The sequence below is a fragment of the Fusobacterium sp. FSA-380-WT-3A genome (assembly GCF_012843705.1).
GTDB lineage: Bacteria > Fusobacteriota > Fusobacteriia > Fusobacteriales > Fusobacteriaceae > Fusobacterium_B.
This window is the reverse complement of sequence record NZ_JABAFQ010000018.1, coordinates 1-17,209: the sequence shown is the minus strand read 5'-3', so window position 1 is coordinate 17,209 and position 17,209 is coordinate 1. Positions and strand designations below refer to the sequence as shown.

Sequence of the window (17,209 nt, the reverse complement as noted above, 5' to 3'; positions counted from 1 at the left end):
AAAAAATGAAATTTAATTTAGTGACTAAAAATGGAAATGAAGGATTCGAATTAATACCAGAACATGTATATGTTGTAGGGTATTCTGGAAGTAATAAAGAGAAAATATATGCTCATATTAAAGAATTAGAAGAAGAATTAAATGTTGCTCCTCCTAAAAAAATACCTACAATTTTTGAAGTTTCAAAAGAAATTTTAACTCAAGATAAAGATTTATATTTTATTGGAGAAAAAACTTCAGGAGAATGTGAATTTGTAATTATTATGAAAGATTCAAAAATCTATATAGGACTTGGAAGTGACCATAGCGATAGAGAATTAGAAGCTATTAGTGTCCCAAAAGCAAAACAAATTTGTTTAAAACCTATAAGTATTGATATTTGGGATTATGAAGAAATAAAAAATCATTTCCCTAAAATAAAATTAAGTGCTAAATCAGATTTTGAAGATTATCAAATAGGAACTTTAGCAGATATAATTTCTGTTGAAGAAATCTTAAGTGAACTAAATAAAAGTTTGGGTCATGTAGATAATTGTGTAATCTATTCTGGCACTGTTCCATTAGTTAATGGATATAAATATGGAAAAAATTTCTCTCTTGAATTAAATGATGAAATATTAGGAAGAAAAATTGCTTTTGATTACAATATAAATGTAGTACCTGATGAAGCAAGATAATGAAATTTTATTCAAAAAAATTTTAAAGGAGGAAAAATAATGAAAAAGTTTTTTAAATTTATATTTTTAACTATAATTGGAGTATTTTTTATAAGTTGTGGTGGAAAAAATGAAACTTCAAAAGAAAAAATTAAAATTGCAGTTGTTGGAAATGAGCAACATCAATCTACTATTATGGCAAATCTTTTTAAAGAAGAATTAAATAAATTACAACCTGATAAATTTGAAATAGAAATATATCCAAATGGTATTTTAGGAGGAGAAAGAGAAGCTGTTGAGGGAGTTAAACTAGGAACTATTCAAATGACTGTTGTTACAATGGATGGCGCTGTTCCTGCTTGGGTTCCTGATACTCAAATAATGTCTATTCCTTATCTTTTCACAACTAAGGAACAAGCATATCAAGCTCTAGATGGATTTATTTATGATTATCTATCACCTAAGTTTGATGAAGCTGGATTTAAATATTTAGGAGCTGGAGAATTAGGATTCAGACATTTTACAAATAATTTAAGAGAAATTAAATCTGCTAAAGATATGAAAGGTTTATCAATTAGAGTTCAAGAAGCTCCTATTTGGTTTGCTTTAATAAAAAGTTTAAGTGCTTCTGCAGTTCCTGTATCTTTTAATGAATTATATACAGCTCTTCAACAAGGAATGGTTGATGGTCAAGAAAATCCTGTGGCTTCTATTTACACTTCTAAATTTAATGAAGTTCAAAAATATTTAACTTTAGATGGACATACATATGCTGCTGTTAGTATCTTAATGAACAAGGATTTTTATAATAAATTTGATGAACAAACTAAAGCAAATATAGAAAAAGCCGCTGAATTAGCTATTCCTAGACAAAGAAAAGAAATTTCTGAAATTGAAGACCAATACTTAGAAAGTTTAAAAAATAATGGTATGATTATAACAACTCCTGATAAAAATTCTTTTGTTGAAGCTACAAAAAATATATATTTATTACCAGAAGTTCAAAAAATAGTTAATCCTGAATTTGTGTCTACTGTAAAAGAAAGTTTAAAATAATACTATTATTAATAAAGGAGTTTTCTTATGAATAAAATAGATTGTTTTATGGAAAATTTACTAAAATTTATTATGGGATTAGCTACATTGATACTATCAGTTGTTACTGCTTTACAAGTAGTTGCTCGTTTTATTTTTAGTAATCCTATTGCTTGGGGACAAGATATTATAAGATTAAGTTTTGTTTATCTTGTCTTCTTTGGTGGAGCTTATTGTGTTCATACTAATGAACATTTAAATATTGATGCTTTTATTAATTTATTTTCAGAAAAAAATAAAAAAATTCTTTCAATCTTTATAGAATGCATAGTTTTTCTTTTCTTTATTTTTTTAATTTACTATGGAAGCATTTTTGTAAAAACAGGGATAAATCAAAAAGCTCCTTATTTACCTATATCAATGTCATTATATTATTTTTCTTTACCCCTTTCCTCTTTTTTAATGGCTTACTTTGAATTGAGAAAAATTATTACTTTAATAAAAGGAGGAGCTAAAAAATGATTATATTAATTTTATTTGCTGTTTTTTTACTTGGATTCCCAATAGCTTTTTCTCTAGGAATTGTATCTGGGTTACAAATATTTAATGATGGTTATCCTCTTATTGTTGTAATTCAAAGAATGTTTACAGGAGCTGACAGTATAGCTTTAACAGCCATTCCTCTTTTCATTTTATCTGGAAATCTTATGTATCGTGGTGGTATGTCTAAAAGAATTGTTAATTTTGCAGATATGTTATTAGGTCATTTTCCTAGTGGTTTAGCAATGGTTAGTGTTTTAGCTTGTATGTTTTTTGCTGCTATTACAGGGTCAGCTATAGCTTCTACAGCTGCTATAGGAAGAATATTAATTCCTCTTATGGTTGAAAAAGGATATGACAAAGAATTTTGCGCTCCATTACTCGCTTGTGGAGGTTCTATTGGTCCAATTATTCCACCAAGTATTCCCCTTCTTGTTTATGGAACTATGGCTAATGTTAGTGTAGGAAAACTTTTTATTGGTGGAGTTTTTCCTGGAATCTTAATGGGAATAAGTTTAATAATCTATAGTTATTTCATTGGAAAAAAAAGAAATTATATAGGAAGAAGTGAAAGAGCTAAATTATCAGATATTATTAAATCTGGAATTAATGCTAGTTTATCTCTTTTAATGCCTCTTATAATTATTGGTGGTATTATGAGTGGAATTTTTACTCCTACTGAATCAGCAGCAGTAGCTGTAGTTTATTCTATTATTACTGGTATGTTAATCTATCGTGAATTAACTTTAAAAGATATATGGGAAACAATGATTGATAGTGCTAAAGCAACAGGACAAGTACTATTAGTTGTCGCTTTTGCTTCTTTATTTACTTGGGTTATAACTGTAAATAATATTCCTCAAACAGTTGGACAATTTTTAGGAAGTTCAATAAGTAGTAAAATTACTCTTTTACTTGTTATTAATATAATTCTATTAATAGCTGGAACTTTTATAGATACTACAAGTGCTGTTGTAATCTTTACTCCTCTTTTCTTACCAATGGTACAAGCTTATGGAGTAGATTTAGTTCACTTTGGACTTATAATGGCAGTAAACTTAACTATTGGAATGTGTACTCCACCATTAGGAGTTTGTCTATTTGTTTCTGGTTCTATCGCTAAAGTATCATTGAAGGAACAGTTTAAAGATTTAATTCCTATGATATTAGTTTTAATATTAGTTCTAATAATTGTAACATATATTCCTAATATTACACTTTTCTTACCACAACTATTTTCTTAAAAAATAATTAATTAATTTTACATAATAAAAGGATTGACTCTAGTTAATATAAGAATCAATCCTTTTATTAAATTATTATTTAATTTAATGTATAAAAAACTCTTCCTTTAATAATAAGAGGTTTTAAATTGCTATTTTTTTGTTCTATATCTCTCTATAATAGCATTTGTTGTATTTTCCATATGAATTTCTACAGCTTTAGTTATCTTTTCTACATCTTTTAATTCTAAAGCTTTTAAAATATTTAAATGTTCTTCTAATGTTTCTTTATTTCTATTTGGTAAATTAATAGCAATTAAACCAAAATATCTAATAATATCATTTATATTCTCCATTAAAGAAATTAAAAGAGAATTTTCTGTTTTAGCATAAACATATTCATGAAATTCCCTATCTATTTTTATAAATTCATCATAATCTAAAGCATTTTGTTGCTTTTGAGTAATATTTTTTAAACATTCTAAATCATCATTAGTAAATTTCTCACTAGATTCTTTGAAAGCAAGAACTTCTAACACACTTCTAACCTTTTGAGCTTCTATTATATAATCTAAATTAAATTCTCTAACTTGATTTTTTTTATAAGGTTCATTTATAATCCAACCTTCTAGTGATAATTTTTGTAATGCTTCTCTTACAGGGGTTCTACTTATACCAAAATCACTTGAAATATTTCTTTCATTAAGAGATTCTCCTGGTTTATAAATTCCTTTAATAATCCTATTTTTTATTTCTTCATATGCAACATCACTAAATGACTTTATTTTTAACATTTCTGCCCCTAATTAAAAATTTTTCTCACCAAATTATATCATTTTTTCCAAGAAAAATCAATAAAAGTAAATTATTTTATAATATAGTATTTTAATTACTTCTCTAATTTATCTAATATTTCTTTTTGATATTCTCTTGAGATTCTCATGATATTTTCTAATAAATCTACATAATATTTTTCTAATTTTTTTTCTGTTAGCAGTTTACAATTTTTTTCTATTACCTCTTTTTCTCTACCAGAGTCTAGTATTTGCATATTATTTTCTATTTTGTAAGCTATTACATCTTCTACTTGTTTCATTCTCTCTTGAAATAATCTAGCAATTTCTCCGTCAATTCTATTTATTTCTTTTCTTGCAATTTCTAATTTATTCATAATCTCTCCTTTTTTACATTAAAGCTGATGCTATTGGATAACCTATCAACATTGATGTGGCTATTGAAATAACCATAAATAAAAGTCCATATTTTAATACTGTACCTGTATCTACCCAACCAGAACCAATGGCCATGGCTATATGAGGCATAGCTGGTGGAGTGGCGAAAGCATAGGCTGACATCATTCCTATTATAGATACCACAGCTGGACAAGATACTGTACCATTAGTAGCTTGGATAAGAGGAATTGCCACAGTAGTAACCACAGTTACAGTTACCATATTTGATGATAAATTTGTCTGAATACAAGCCCAAGTTATTAGGAATAATATTAATAACATTGGAGATATTCCCTGTAATATTGGGTTTAACTCACTGATTAAATATTTTGTTAAACCTATTTTTGAGTTTGTCATAGCAACTCCAATCCCTAAAGTACCAGCACACATTACAAGGCTAGACCATTGTACACCTTTTCTCATTCCCTCTGGGAAGTTTAAAAGAGGTTTTTCATCAAAAGTGATTATAGAATACAATACAACTCCTAAAATTGGAGGCATAGCTGTTCCCATTTTACCAATTTTTGAAATAACAGGGATAAAGTTTTTTAAGATACTTGGGAATACCCACAAACAAACTATTAATATAAATATTCCTATTACAGTTTTTTCTCTTTTATCCATTGGCTTTAATTCATCTTTCATAAAAGATACATCTAGATTTTTTATTTTAGACATATCAGGATTCATCACAAATCTAAAAACTAAAACCAATAATGTCATACAAATAATTCCTACAGGTATTGCAAAGGCCATATAATCAGCGTAACTTATAACATTTCCTGTGGCTGTTGTATAAAATCCCATTGCCATTATACTAAATACATGAGCTATTGGAGTCATTCCAGAGGATACAGACACAGCAAAAGCAAGTCCTATCATCAAAAGTTGTCCTATTTTATCCCCTTTTTTTAGTCCCAATAATTCGTTTATTTTTTCAAGAATTGGTAAAAATAAAACGAATAGAACTGTAGGAGATACAAAAGAACCTATACATATTATAGCAGATAAGAAAGATATAATAAATGCCCAAGGTCCTTTTTTAGCTACTGAACTAGTTATAAAATACAAAGCACATCTTTTTAAAAATGGAGTTTCAGCCAATACATGAGTACATAAAAATGTAGTCATTAGGAAAATAAAAGTTTCATTACCATAAGATGAGGAATATATACTTTTAAAACCAATTTCTGGGATTAACCCTATTGAAAATATACAAAGGATACTTGGCCAATCTATTGCCACAGTAAGCCATAAAAGTAAACTTCCTAAAAATATTCCTATTACTGCCATTCCTGATTGATTCATTCCTGTAGGTGCTGGAATATATCTAACAAATATAATTAGTAGTAAAGCTATTGCTATGTAGATATTTCTTTTCATTATTTTACTCATTTTTCTCTCCCTCTATTTTAAATATTTATCCTTTAATTTTTCCATTTCCCCTTGTTTATCTAAATCTTTTAGAAGATTATTTACAAAAAGAAGAAAATTCTTTTGTCCCTTTGGTAACATATATGCTTTTTCACATTTTGTGAATGGTGTATCTGTCTGACTTCCCTCTAATTTTGGATTGTGATTTCTATAATAATTTACCTCACTATTATCTGTTATCATCACATCTACATCACTATTTGCCACAGCCTTTGGAACTTCTAAATTATCAAAATATTTTATGATTTTAGCACGATTGAAATTTTTGTCCACAAACTCCTCATTAGTTCCACCTATATTTACACCTATTATTGTATTTGGATTGTTTACATCATTTATGGATTTATACTTATTTTCATCTCCCTTTCTTACAAGATAACATTTTCCAGAAGTGATATAGGAGTCTGTCATTTCAAATTTATTTTCTCTTTCAAGATTTTTAGAAATTCCACCTACTGCAATATCATATTTTTGATTTTCTAAATCTTTTGAAATATCTTTCCAAGTGGTAGTTACAAACTCTATATCTACACTTAGAGCTTTGGCTAATAATCTTGAGATTTCAATATCATATCCAATATATTTTTGGTTTTCTATATATGTAAAAGGTTTGTAATCTCCTGTTGTCCCTACTCTTAGTATACCTCTTTTTCGTATTTCTTTCATTAAATCTTTTTGTAAATAATCTTTTTCCATAAGTATCACCCCTTAGATTATCTTTTATTCTGATAGATTATACCAAGAAATATAAATGATTGATAGATAACAATTATTTTTTATTTTTTGTTCGATTGTTAAAGATAAATTATTGATTTTATTAAGGTTTAAGAGGAGGATAGGGAAATTTTTGAGGGGAAGAGGGAAAAAGACTTGATAATTTTTATTAATAAAATCAAAATCTCCTTAAAATAGATTAAAATAATAAAGACTTTTAAAAAATATAAGGCTATTGTAACCCATAAATTACAACAGCCTATTTTTTAAAACTTATCTTTTAATACATCTAAAGTTTTTGTGATTTGTTTTACAATATAGTCAATCATTTTTTCTAATCTTTTATCATCATTTAATTGAAATATTAGCTCTCTATCAAATACTCTAAAATTTATAGTTTCATTTATATTTTCTATATTATATAAATGTTTCCAACCTAACCATTGCGTATTCTTTATTTTAAAGTTAAGATTATATAATTCTTCTTCCAAATCTATTTCTATTTTTTTAAAACTTTCACTCTTATCTTTAATTATAACTCCAAACCCATAATAAATATTCCAATCAATTTCTATTTTTAAATATAATTTTCCTATTCCTTCTATATCTTTAATATAATACATCAACCCATAATATTTATTATCTCTAGTTTTTTCATAATAGTTTTTAATATATTTTTCAAATTCTGATTTATTAAATTCTTTATCTAAAGTAATATTATATTTTTTTAAAACTTCTGTTAATTTCTCCTCTAATTTTATCCAAAATTTAAGTTGTAACTCCTCTTTTATATCTGTCAATATATCAGAAAGACTATAAACTGCTTCAACATATTTTTCATTAGATAAAACTAATTCTTTTAATTCATTTCTCAAATTTTTCTCCCCCTTTCCTGTTAATTTCTTTAATAAATTTTCATATTGAAATAAAGTTTCTCTAATGACAGGAACTAAAGCAACTTCTTTTATACAATCTTCTATCCAATCAATAATCTCATTTTTATATGAAATTATTTTTATTTTATTTTTTATTTCATCACTAAGCCCTTTTGTGCTATCTTTACTTGGCTCATCTCCATTTAAAGTTAGATATATAATTTCTATTTCTTCATTTTTATATCCCTCTTTTTTCATGGCATTATAATATCTTTTTAACTGTTCCTCTTGGTCACCAGCATATATTTTATTTTCTACAATCAAAACTTTTTTATCTTTATTTTTATCTATAAATTTTATTAAAATATCTATTCTACCATTTTGTGCTACACTATATTCTGTAAATATTTCAATATTTTCTATATCTTGAATTTCTACTTCTATTTTTTCTAAAAATATTTCAATAAATTTATTTCCATAATTTTTATTTCTAAATAATTCACCTATAAATCTAGAGTGTAAATTTACTTCGTCCCATTCATCTCTTAAAATAGAAAATATATTAAAATCTTCTTTTTGCGAATTTACAAGTTTATACTTTTCATTTATAAGAGATACTTTTTCAAAAAATATTTTATATTCTTCCATATAATCACCATAACTTTATTTTTTTAATTATACCACATATTTTATAAAATATTATTGTCTATATACATTTTTTAATAAAAAAATAAGGTAGACTCCCATATCTACCTTATTCATTCCCTATTTATTTTTCTATTTATTTTGTGTTAATTAATCTATATAGTCTATCTTTTTAAAGAATCAACTGCAATTTTCATTCTACTCAATCCATCTTTTACTTTTTCAAGAGAACACCCCACATTTAATCTCAAGAAAAATCTTCCAGCTTCCCCATAAGTTAATCCAGGCATTATAGCTACATTTCCTACATCAATCAAAGCCTTTTGAAACTCCTCACTAGATATATTTAATTTTGAAAAATCTATCCAAGCAAAGTAACACCCATCAGGAATATCACAACTTAACTCTGGAATATTTTTTTCTAAATAATCTTTTACAAATTCAATATTAGATTTTGTATATTTCAAAAGCTCATCTACCCAATAACCACATTGATTGTAAGCTGTAATTGTACCTATTACCCCAAGGATAGACGGTGAAGATAAAGCATCTCTATTTTTTAATATTCTCAAATACTCATCTCTATCACTAGCCGTAGTACATAAAAGATAAGCTCCTCCCAAAGCTGGAATATTAAAAGTCTTTGATGCTGCTGTACATAATACAATATTGTCAATATATTCTCCTGCTACTTTTAGTATAGGTATATGTTTCCCAGTATAAACAATATCCATATGAATTTCATCAGAGATTATAAAGACATTATATTTTTTACAAATAGAGATGATTTTCTCTAGTTCCTCAACACTCCAAACCTTTCCAACAGGATTATGAGGACTACACATCAAGAAAATTTTAGAAATTTTACATTTTTCTTCAAAATCTTCAAAATCAATCTCATAATTGTTTCCATTTTTTACAAGTGGAGATGATACAATCTTTCTATCATTATCAGCTATCACCTTAAAAAATCCATCATATCCTGGAGTATTTATAAGAACTCCGTCCCCAATATTTGATTTCATTTTTATAAATTTTGAAATAGCATAGATTACACTTGGAGCATATAATATCCATTCTTTATCTATTTGAAAATTAAATCTTGTATTATACCAAAACTCTATTGAATTTTTAAAGTCCTCATGATTCCATCTACTATATCCAAAAACTCCGTGATTCACTCTCTTTACAAGGGCATCTATTATCTCCTTTGGAGACTCTAAATCCATATCTGAAATAGTAAAAGGTAACAGTCCCTCTTTTCCAAATCTATCTTTTACAAAATCCCATTGTGTGCAATATGTCCCTTTTCTATCAATGACAGTATCAAAATTCATTTTACTTCACCACTACTTTATAAGTTTATCCAATTTATTTTTTACAACATGTACTTGAGGTCCAATTATAACTTGTAAGTTACTAGCATCTAGTTTTACCACAGCTATAGCTCCTGTTGCTTTAATTTCCTCTTCATTTATGATACTTGTATCATTTAAAACAAGTCTTAATCTTGTGATACAGTTATCTAAAGAAACAATATTTTCTTTTCCACCTAAAGCTTTTAAAAGTCTTTCGGCGTCATATCCTCCTAATTTAACGTTAGATTCATCTGTAATAACTTCTCTTCCTGGAGTTTTTAAATCAAATTTAACTATGGCATATTTAAATACTACATAGTAAATGATAAACCAAACAATTCCCACAGGAATTACAAGATACCATTTTGTTCTAAATCCTTGTAAAACTCCAAATACTATAAAGTCAATTATATTTCCATCTGTGTTTCCAATAGCCACTTTTAAAATTCCCATTGTCATAAACCCAAGTCCAACCATTATACAATGGAAAAGATATAAAACAGGTGATAAGAATAAGAATATAAATTCTAATGGTTCAGTAATTCCTCCAACCATACAAGCTACCACTCCAGAAGCTAAAAGTCCTTTTATTTTCTTTCTGTTTTCTGGTCTAGCTGTATGATATATAGCTAAAGCTACAGCTGGTAATCCGAATAAATATGAAGGCATTTTCCCTTGTGATAAAAATCTTGTTACATTAGGGTCTAATACTCCATTTGCAAACTCTTTATAGAATATACTTAAAGCTCCATAAACTGTTTCACCATTAACAACAGCCTCTCCTCCAGCTGATGTAAATCTTATCATAGCAACTAAAATATGGTGTAATCCAAATGGTCTTAAAATTCCTTCTCCAGCTCCAAACACCAATGGTCCAAATACTCCAGCTTTTCCAATAAGTTCTCCTATTTTAATGATAATTCCATTAAAGAAAGGCCAAATTAAAGGAATTACTATTCCAACAACTCCAACTACTACAGCTGTAGCAATAGGAACAAATCTAGAACCACCAAAGAAAGCTAAAGCATCAGGTAATTTTATTTCACAATATTTATCATGAATTTTATAAACAATGACCCCGATTATAACTCCACCTAAAACTCCAACATCAACACTTTGGATTCCATAAACCATAGCTTGTCCAGCTGCTTTCATATTTTCAGGAGTAGCCAAAGTTCCTGTGGCTTTTAAGAAGAAGTTTGCTGTCATACTAGCCATTATAAATCCTACAAATCCAGAAAAGGCAGCCACTCCTTTATCTTGTCTTGCTAGACCTAATGGAATTGCCATAGCAAACATCATTGGTAAATTTGAAAAAGCAAAAGAACCAATAGTAGACATAAATTCAAAGAATAATTTTATTACAGGAATTTTTAAGAAAGGTAAAATCTCAGCTGTTACTGAACTAGCAAAAGAACTACCAATCCCAAGCATGATACCACATGCTGCTAATAAAGACACAGGTAACATAAATGTTTTTCCTAGCCCTTGGAAAAATTCCCAAAATCCAACTTTTTTGCTCATATTTTAGAACCTCCTATATTATATCAATACATTTATTATATATTTAATATAATAATTTGTTAATATCAATTATTTTTCAAAAATTTTTGAAATTAATTTTAAGGCTCTTTTTTAGATGTCTCTCATCTATCGTCTTCTATCTTATCTCCAAAGGTTAGCAAAAGAGTTTCTATAAATTTTTCACTTTCTAGAGAATTTTTATTGTTATTTATTAGTGAAATTAATTTTTTTAATGAGATTTTCTCTGATTTTTTTATTTTAATATATTTCTCACTTGTTTTTGTAAGAAAAATAATTTCATCTTCTCTAAAAGGTTCTTTTAATATGTAATTACACTTTAAAACTCCCTCTTTTACCTTTTCATAAATCTTTTTATCACCAATATATTTTTCACGACTTTTAATTAAAAAGAAATTATTTTTTATACGATAAACAGCTGGTAATAAATATCTTAATATCTCTTGCTTATACTCCTCTAAATTTGAAAAATCAAAATTAAGAGATTGAGAGATTGTTTTAGAAAATTCATCTATAAATTTTTTTACTATTGAGATATTCTCTGAAAAATCACTTGAATAGTAACCACTTATAAAATATTCTGTCAAATGTAAAAACTCATAGTCTAAGTTTTCTGGAATAATTTTTGTAAGAATTCCCCTTATAATCTTATAATCGCTGAGATTTCTCAAAAATTCACTGTTATTTTTCTTCATTATAATATGATTTTTACTTATTCTCTCAACTGTAGGTATCAGATATAAATACATAAGATTTTTAAATTTTTTATCAAATTTGACATTAAGTTCTCTTTCAATTTCCAATATTATTTCCCAAAACTTTGAATTATCTATATTTTCTAAATATTTTTTTATAAACTCAACCTCTTCCCTTTCTATAATATATGTTTTAGGGAGATAAATAATTTTTCCATCTTGTATCTCTATATATTCTAAAAGTTTCAAAAGCTTTAAATGTCTTAATTTCTTTTCTTTTCCCTCTATTGAAATATTATTCTCCTTTCTTACAAACTCCAATTCAAACTCTTTTAAATATTCATTTAAAGATAATAAATCTTTCTTTATAGTGGGACGACTTACTTTTAGATATTTTTCTATATTTGCTATTTTGGTATTATCTGAAAAAAGATAACTTATTAAAATACAATTTTCCCTCTCTTCCTTTGAAAAAATATAGTTACTTATATGAATATTTTTTATAAACTCTACAAGCTCATCCTTAGAGCATATCCATTCTAGCTCACCTTTTTTCAAGATTATCTCATGTAGAGAGGCTTTTAATAAGTAGAAGTTAAGATTTTCTATACTGTATCTAATATTTCTTTCACTCACTTGATATTTTTCGGAAAAGTATGATAGAGGTAACTTTTTCTTTTCTGATAACTCCTCCAATATATCTAAATTTTTTCTATTTATGCTCATAGTAACCCCCTCCTATTACTAATTAAACCACTTTTTTATCTTTTTATCAAGGATTCTAAGGAAATAAATATTTATAAAATATATTAATCTTCAATAATTTAATTTTTGTTGTATATATTTAAAACTTAACTTTTATTTTTTAGTTATATTTAAACACAAACAACTATTTTAAAAATTATTTGACTTTTTTAGTACATACATATTATAATCTATTTAAGGGTTTATTTTTAGTTTAAGTGAATATTACTAGGAGGATTTCATGAAAAAATTTAGAACTTTAATAATTGGTATCATTGCTTTATTTACTCTTATTCTTTCTGGATGTACAGGCTATAAAGTTAAAGAAACTACAGAAAAACCTGTTAAAGTAGGTATTTCTTGGGATAGAGATTATGGAAAAGACATCCCTGAAGATACTATAGCTTATATGGAATCAGTTAAAAAAGCTGGAGGTGTTCCTGTTTTACTACCTCAATTAAAAACTGAAGAAGATGCTTTAAATGCTCTTAAAACAGTTGATGCTGTTATTTTAACTGGTGGAGAGGATATAAATCCTGTTTACTATGGAGAAAAACCTCATAAAAAACTTGAAACTTTGAAAGATGATAGAGATGTATCTGATATTTTATTATTAAAAACTGCTTTAAAAGAGGATTATCCTATTTTAGGTACTTGCCGTGGAATGCAACTTCTTAATGTAGTTCTTGGTGGAACTTTATATCAAGACTTACCAACTGAATATATTTCTGATTTAACTCATAGAGACCCTAAAAAAGTAGATTTTGTTTTTCATGATTGTAAAGTAACTGATAAAAATTCTAAACTTTATAATATGTTACAACTAGAAGATTTAACTGTTAACTCTTGGCATCATCAAGCTGTTGAAAGATTAGGAAAAGGATTAAAAGTAGTTGCTACTTCTTCTGATGGAATGATAGAAGCTGTAGAATTAGATGAGGCTACTTTTGTTGTTGCTGTACAATTCCATCCTGAATGGCATGTTTACGAAAATGATGATAAATTCTTACCAATATTCCAAACTCTTGTAGAATATGGAGCAAAAAATAGAGATAAAAGAAATTAATGTTATTTAAAATTTTCAAATAAAACTGACACTTAAACTACTAAATAAATAGAGAGTGGGGAAGTTGTATTTTATAAAAATTTATAAAGTATAACTCCCTTTTTTAATTATTTTTGTAATAAAAAACCCGAGGTATTATCCTCGAGTTTTTTATATTTATTATGAATTATTAAGGAGTATTCTCTATTAGAATTTATATCCAATTCCTAAGTTTGCTCCATAGTTATCTGTATTATTGCTTCCTACTGTATAAGATGCTCCTGCATTATAGAATAATCCAGATTCTTTTTCTACTTCAGCTCCTAATGTAAAGTTTACAGAATTTTCTGTTAAGTTAGCTCCAGAAATTGAAATGTTATTAGCTCCAAAATTTCCAACAAACTCTTTATCTGTATCTCCAAATAATTTAGTATAGCTTGTTCCAGCAACTAATCTTAAGTTAGCTCTATCTAATGATATTTCTTTTACTAAATCTAATCCAACTGTAGCATCTACTGTAGAAGTATTAGCTTCACTTACTTTAGTATAAGCATCTTGTATATTATCTTGGTCTACATAAGTATATCCTAATCTTACTTTTGGTTCAAATGATATTCCATCAAATTTAGCTATGTATTTCACTTGTCCATAAGCTGATAATGAATTTGTTTTATATGAATCACTTGAAGAAACTTTAGCTGCTGTATTATCTGTATCATATTTACCTAATTGATATCCAACTCCAGCTGTTAAATCATAGTTTCCTACTGTTTTCTTAGCATAAGTACCTAAGTAGAATAAATCTCCATCAGAGTTTCCACCATTAGTTTTTACATCTTGTTTTGTTCCAGAGAAAGCAAATCCTACTGATGTATTATCATCTAATCCATATTCTAAACTACCTAATAATCCTGAAGATTCAATTTCTGATGAGTATTTTCCAACTTTATCATATTGATTTTTATCATATAAAGCTTTACCATTAGCTGCCCATTCTCCAGTTTTAGCCACTCTTGACATTTCTAATAAAGAATCTTCTGATAATTTTACATTTTCATAAGAAGATTTTACTGTTTCTGAATAGATACTTGACTCTGTAGCTGCTAATAATTGAGATTTTCTTTCATCTTTATTTTGTGAGAAGAAAGTATTAGAATTCATTACAGCATTATTAACACTATTTAATTTAGAATTAGTTCCATATAATTCTTTGTTGTATTCAACTTTAACATCAGCTGAACCTTTTCCATTTAATTTAGTATCTACTTTATAAACTCCATCTTTTCCATCAGTAGTAGTTATTCCAACATTATTAAATGTATTTTCATTTCCTAAGTTAATAGTTGTTTCTGCTCCTGATATATTAGAAGTATCTAAAGCCACATCATTTGCCCCTGTTCCTGTTACATTAACTTTTGAATTTTGTAAAGCATTAGAATTTTTATCTCCTAATTCAAGAACTAATTGTCCACTTTGATTTATAGTTACATCTTTTTCAAATTTTGAAGTAGAAGAAACTGTAGTTTTATCTCTATCAACATTTGCTTCTAAAGCTCTAGCCCCTTGAATTTGAGCCTTTCCTATAGTTAAAGAACTTCCTATTACTCCATCTATTCTATTTGTTCCTGTTGCTAGTAATTTTCCTTTTCCTTCTATATTTCCAAATACCTCTACATTATGTATATTAGTAAATCCTCCATCACCAATGGAAATTACAGTTGCATTTTTCTCCCCATTTACTTTTCCATTAGAAATTGATAAAGTAGAGTTATCTGTAACAGTTAATTCTCCATTTTTATCTAAGTTGATAGTAGTATCATCTATTTTAGTTTCCTTACCATCTTTTGAATTTTTTACATTAACCTTTCCAGCTATATTTAAAGATGATAATTTAATAGCATTATCTCCTCCTACTATAGCATCTTTTTCACCTTTTCCTAATACTAGAGAACCTGTGTCTTTTCCAACTTGATTGATACTATCTGTTGTATTTTCCCCTTTTAAAATATTGTCAGTTTTTTTAGCTACCATATTTCCTTCTGAATCAGTAAACATTCCTGTATGTTTTACATCTCCAACAAATAGATTGTATAGATTATAATCTTTTAACTCATCTGCTTTTTTATCTGTAATTTGGATTTTTCCTGTATTAACAGCAACTCCTCCATGATTTTCTATAGCTTTATTATTTGTAGAGTTCTCTTCTCCTAAAGATAATTTTATTAATCCTTCATTTTTTAAGTTAGCTCCTAACCCAAATATAGCTGTACTATCTTTAGCTTCAGAAATATCTATTGTACCTTTTTCTGTATTTACAAACTCTCCATAAGTAACATGAACTCCATGTCCTTTTCCTACAAGTTTGATATTTCCATTGTTTTCAGCTTTTAAATTTTTACCTTGTATATTGATTCCATAAGCATCATCTTTAGCTTCAGGAGCTTTTGTTGTTATAGTTATATTTCCATTATTAACAACTTTTCCACCTTTTCCTTCAATATACTCTACTTTCTTTAAATTATCAGGGTCTCTTCTATCTTCTATTGTTATGGCTTCTATTCCAAAAGCTTTATTTGATTGAGTTGCTTGTAAATCTCCTTTTGTTACAGTTATATCTCCATTATTAGTGATATTTACTTCTGACCCTTTAGCACGAATCCCATGAACATTATTTTGATTGTGCTCTTGTCCTGTTGTATCAAGTTTTATTTTTCCATTATTTACTATATTGATATTTTCAAAATATTTTCCTGTTATTTTATTATCTTCAGTACGAACTGCTTTATATGTTTCTCCCTCTTTAACCTCAAAAGAACCATTTTCTTTTATTATTTGAGTTTCTTTTATTTGTGGTCCTTCAGCACTAGCCATTGATACTGTTCCAGCTATTAAAAATCCCACTACTGTTGCCATTGTGATTTTTACCTTAGTTTTAAGATATCTTTTTAAACTTTTTTCTACTTCATTGTATTGTTTCATTTAAGTAGCCTCCTTATTAGTAAATTATTCCCAATCAATAAAAGTTTATTTTACTATCTCCAACATCCCTCATGACTATTATTTCGTATTATTAAAACTTTTTTATTTACTAGATAAATTTTCTCTGTTTTTAGGATAACATATATTTATATAAAAATCAATATTTTTTTGTTATCTAACTATAGTTTTTTATTTAAAAATAAATAGTATATTTTTAATATTTTATTATGAATAAATTTATAAAAAACATAATAACTTATTTATTTTTAAGTAATTTTATATTTTTTAAAAACATAAAATTTTTACACTTTTATTTTTTTTACATTATTTATTAAAAATTTTTTTAATTTTACAATATTCACTCCAAAGTTAAAATCTATATTTAATAAAAAAATATACTTTTTATTTATATATTATAAAAAAAGCTGAGTAACATTTTAAAAAAAATGTTTTACTCAGCTCTCTTTTTTGTATAATATAGTCACCACAACA

The 17,209-nt window shown here is 26.8% G+C and carries 14 protein-coding genes; 5 read left to right on the top strand and 9 right to left on the bottom strand.

Annotation, left to right across the window (positions count from 1 at the left end; genetic code table 11):
- Nucleotides 1-5 precede the first annotated feature (5 nt).
- The 4 genes from HF862_RS08920 to HF862_RS08905 are packed head-to-tail and all read left to right on the top strand — an operon-like array spanning nucleotide 6 to nucleotide 3,475.
- Nucleotides 6-677, top strand: coding sequence for a DUF2848 family protein (locus HF862_RS08920; protein ID WP_206039073.1), 672 nt, complete (start codon nucleotides 6-8; stop codon nucleotides 675-677).
- 39 nt (nucleotides 678-716) lie between these two features.
- Nucleotides 717-1,712 carry a TRAP transporter substrate-binding protein DctP gene (gene dctP, locus HF862_RS08915; RefSeq protein ID WP_170187521.1) on the top strand — a complete coding sequence of 332 codons (996 nt, stop codon included), beginning with the start codon at nucleotides 717-719 and terminating at the stop codon, nucleotides 1,710-1,712.
- A gap of 27 nt (nucleotides 1,713-1,739) precedes the next feature.
- Nucleotides 1,740-2,213 (top strand): TRAP transporter small permease, encoded by a 474-nt coding sequence (locus tag HF862_RS08910; RefSeq protein ID WP_170187520.1) that lies wholly within the window; start codon nucleotides 1,740-1,742, stop codon nucleotides 2,211-2,213.
- Nucleotides 2,210-3,475, top strand: a complete 1,266-nt coding sequence (locus HF862_RS08905; protein ID WP_170187519.1) for a TRAP transporter large permease — start codon at nucleotides 2,210-2,212, stop codon at nucleotides 3,473-3,475. Before HF862_RS08910 ends, HF862_RS08905 begins: the two co-directional genes overlap by 4 nt.
- Nucleotides 3,476-3,606: 131 nt before the next feature.
- Here the strand turns inward: HF862_RS08905 and HF862_RS08900 are convergent, their stop codons facing one another.
- From HF862_RS08900 to HF862_RS08865, 8 genes are all read right to left on the bottom strand, one after another.
- Nucleotides 3,607-4,248, bottom strand: coding sequence for a GntR family transcriptional regulator (locus tag HF862_RS08900; protein ID WP_170187518.1), 642 nt, complete (start codon nucleotides 4,246-4,248; stop codon nucleotides 3,607-3,609).
- A gap of 95 nt (nucleotides 4,249-4,343) precedes the next feature.
- Entirely contained in the window at nucleotides 4,344-4,625 is a 282-nt protein-coding gene (locus tag HF862_RS08895; RefSeq protein ID WP_206039072.1) for a chorismate mutase, read from the bottom strand.
- A gap of 13 nt (nucleotides 4,626-4,638) precedes the next feature.
- Entirely contained in the window at nucleotides 4,639-6,081 is a 1,443-nt protein-coding gene (locus tag HF862_RS08890) for an SLC13 family permease (protein ID WP_170187517.1), read from the bottom strand.
- Nucleotides 6,082-6,093: 12 nt separating this feature from the next.
- Nucleotides 6,094-6,816, bottom strand: coding sequence for a transporter substrate-binding domain-containing protein (locus tag HF862_RS08885; RefSeq protein WP_170187516.1), 723 nt, complete (start codon nucleotides 6,814-6,816; stop codon nucleotides 6,094-6,096).
- Between the two features lie 284 nt (nucleotides 6,817-7,100).
- The gene (locus HF862_RS08880; RefSeq protein WP_170187515.1) at nucleotides 7,101-8,357 is read right to left on the bottom strand and encodes a PD-(D/E)XK nuclease family protein; all 1,257 of its coding nucleotides are present in this window, start codon (nucleotides 8,355-8,357) and stop codon (nucleotides 7,101-7,103) included.
- A gap of 161 nt (nucleotides 8,358-8,518) precedes the next feature.
- Nucleotides 8,519-9,691 (bottom strand): MalY/PatB family protein, encoded by a 1,173-nt coding sequence (locus HF862_RS08875; RefSeq protein ID WP_170187514.1) that lies wholly within the window; start codon nucleotides 9,689-9,691, stop codon nucleotides 8,519-8,521.
- 12 nt (nucleotides 9,692-9,703) lie between these two features.
- Nucleotides 9,704-11,236 (bottom strand): maltose/glucose-specific PTS transporter subunit IIBC, encoded by a 1,533-nt coding sequence (gene malX / locus HF862_RS08870; RefSeq protein WP_170187513.1) that lies wholly within the window; start codon nucleotides 11,234-11,236, stop codon nucleotides 9,704-9,706.
- 122 nt (nucleotides 11,237-11,358) lie between these two features.
- Nucleotides 11,359-12,675 carry a helix-turn-helix domain-containing protein gene (locus tag HF862_RS08865; protein ID WP_170187512.1) on the bottom strand — a complete coding sequence of 439 codons (1,317 nt, stop codon included), beginning with the start codon at nucleotides 12,673-12,675 and terminating at the stop codon, nucleotides 11,359-11,361.
- Between the two features lie 259 nt (nucleotides 12,676-12,934).
- On the opposite strand from HF862_RS08865, the gene HF862_RS08860 reads away from it, so the two are divergent.
- A complete protein-coding gene (locus tag HF862_RS08860) occupies nucleotides 12,935-13,759 on the top strand; it encodes a gamma-glutamyl-gamma-aminobutyrate hydrolase family protein (RefSeq protein WP_170187511.1) in 825 nt (274 codons plus the stop codon).
- A 186-nt stretch (nucleotides 13,760-13,945) separates the two neighbouring features.
- Here HF862_RS08860 and HF862_RS08855 read toward each other — a convergent pair whose 3' ends face one another.
- Nucleotides 13,946-16,717: an autotransporter outer membrane beta-barrel domain-containing protein gene (locus tag HF862_RS08855; RefSeq protein ID WP_170187510.1), complete on the bottom strand. Its 2,772-nt coding sequence runs from the start codon at nucleotides 16,715-16,717 to the stop codon at nucleotides 13,946-13,948.
- Nucleotides 16,718-17,209: the final 492 nt, after the last annotated feature.